2 protein-coding genes are annotated in these 1,453 nt (G+C 35.6%); one reads left to right on the top strand and one right to left on the bottom strand.

Features of this window, described 5'->3' with window-relative positions; translation table 11 throughout:
* The first annotated feature begins 295 nt into the window (after window positions 1-295).
* The gene (locus tag JOC36_RS08650; RefSeq protein ID WP_205146095.1) at window positions 296-682 is read left to right on the top strand and encodes a hypothetical protein; all 387 of its coding nucleotides are present in this window, start codon (window positions 296-298) and stop codon (window positions 680-682) included.
* 35 nt (window positions 683-717) lie between these two features.
* On the opposite strand, the gene JOC36_RS08645 is transcribed toward JOC36_RS08650, so the two are convergent.
* Window positions 718-1,320, bottom strand: a complete 603-nt coding sequence (locus JOC36_RS08645; protein ID WP_205146094.1) for a TrmH family RNA methyltransferase — start codon at window positions 1,318-1,320, stop codon at window positions 718-720.
* Between the last annotated feature and the right edge of the window lie 133 nt (window positions 1,321-1,453).

Here is a 1,453-nt window from a genome sequence, read left to right as displayed (position 1 = left end):
CCAACTATGTTGGTGACCCTACACATTTGTTAATATCGAAACGATATTCAGTTTTCAATGATCTACATCGTTGTTGCTTTTCTTTCGCAACCAACCTGATAAATAATACAGAAGTTAATCGCAATTGTCAACAACAATTTTATTTTAATTTATTTGCCGGAGTCACACTGACTCGAGACAACTTTTATATAATACATTTGTTTTTATATAAATGCAAGAAGTTTTTAAACAAATTACACAACAACCTATTACATGATATACTAATGTCTAGAATACAAATAGTTAGGAATGTCTAATGTCAAACAAAAAAGAACAAATTAACGGTGAAACATTTTTAGCGAATGTCCTACAATATAGCCGTAATAATCACTACAATCATATCAATGTGAGTGTTCGATTGAATCGAAATCCCGCATATACACGCCAAGTCATGAACGTAACTTTAAAGCGTGTTTCAAAGAAGTATGGTAACGACGAACGTTTATATGTGTCAATGCCTGCTGATAATGCAACTAAATTTCTATCACTTGTCAATCAACTCAAAGAAGATATGTTTGCAAATATGGAAAAACAAATTAGCTGGTCAACTGATCAACTTAGTCGCACGACACAAACTTTTGGCTACCGTCAAATTCGTGAACGTGATCAATATAATAATTTGGAATTCGAATTATTACTATAAAAAAAGCGTCTCCTTATGAAAAGGAAACGCTTTTTTTATGCTTCAACTGGATACTGTGCCGTGTATAAAGCCGAAACAATACCATGAGCAACCGATACATTTAATGATCGTACTGAACCCGTTTGTGGAATATAAATCATTTGGTCGGCAGCTTCGATTAATTCATTAGCTAAGCCAATCTGTTCTTCCCCAAATAAGAAAACACTCTTTTTAGGAAACTGTACCTCAAAAACATTATGTAACTCATATCCTGGCGTATTATCAACAGCAAAGATCGTATAACCCTGTCGATGCCATTCATCGAATAATTGTTGATAATCCCTAATACGCGCATGCTTAATGTGCTCATAATGTTGTGCGCCTACTGCACCTTTTTTGTTCCAACGTTTAGCTCCTTCAGGATTATCTGCATCCATAGGATTATCTGGATTTAAAAAGACAATTTCCTTTCCTGAAAAGGCATTGTGATTTCTCACTGCAGTTGCCTTGTTGAAATCATGACTGATATTTTGCAACACGGTGATCATATCACCTCGCTTAGCGTCCAGTGCTTGCATAATATCGTCATTTTCCATACCTTTGAAATCATCACCTAAGTTGCGGTAATCTAACGCATTATTGATATCAATCTCTGTCATGCATCCATCCTCAAATTATCATTGTTTTCTATAACTATACACAAAAAAAGCCGTCATTACTGACGACTTTCTAGTTCGCATTGCGACGTCCTATCCTCGCAGGAAGAGATCCTCCAACTACTTTCGGCGCTAT

Source organism: Weissella uvarum (assembly GCF_016908785.1).
In the GTDB taxonomy this organism is placed as follows: domain Bacteria; phylum Bacillota; class Bacilli; order Lactobacillales; family Lactobacillaceae; genus Weissella; species Weissella uvarum.
Note: the sequence above shows the minus strand (reverse complement) of the source record. Positions and strands in the feature narration are given on the sequence as shown.

Bases quoted from the DNA above. Each gene is read 5' to 3' on its own strand.
- JOC36_RS08650 (WP_205146095.1), top strand. From the start codon at position 296: ATGTCAAACAAAAAAGAACAAATTAACGGTGAAACATTTTTAGCGAAT.
- JOC36_RS08645 (WP_205146094.1), bottom strand. From the start codon at position 1,320: ATGACAGAGATTGATATCAATAATGCGTTAGATTACCGCAACTTAGGT.